Genomic DNA, 540 nt, shown 5'->3' on the forward strand with positions numbered 1-540 from the left:
GCTTGCGCCAGCAGTTCAGCGAGCAGCGCGTCAAGCGGGGCATCCTGCGGGCCGCGAATATCCAGCGAGAGCGCAACCTCGCCCGGGATCACGTTGACCGCGCCGGGCAGGCAGCGCAGCTCACCGACCGTCGCCACCCGGTTGCCGCCCTGCTGTCGGGTGATGTTTTCGATCAGCACCATCCATTCGGCGGCGGCGGCCAGGGCATCCTTACGGTGACTCATCGGCACGGTACCCGCGTGTCCGGCCTCGCCGGTGAAGCGGCAGCTGAGGCGGCGCGCGCCGTTAATGGCTTCCACCACGCCCAGCGCCAGCCCTTCCTGCTCCAGACACGGCCCCTGTTCGATGTGCAGTTCCAGACAGGCGCTGAAATCGTCCTGATGACGTGCCGCGAGCGCCACGCGGGCAGGATCGAGCCCCGCCTGTACCATCGCCTGCGCCACGCTGATGCCCTGAGCATCGCACGTCTCCAGCCAGCCCTGCGGCCAGGAGCCCGTAATACCCCGGCTGCCTAACAGGGTGATCCCAAAACGGGTTCCC

General features: G+C 68.1%; 1 pseudogene. It reads right to left on the reverse strand.

The window, feature by feature from the left end:
• Nucleotides 1-540: pseudogene (locus DOU50_RS00130) on the reverse strand (Zn-dependent hydrolase); the annotation flags it as partial.

The sequence above is a fragment of the Enterobacter sp. C6 genome (assembly GCF_008122455.1).
Taxonomy (GTDB): Bacteria; Pseudomonadota; Gammaproteobacteria; order Enterobacterales; family Enterobacteriaceae; genus Enterobacter; species Enterobacter pseudoroggenkampii.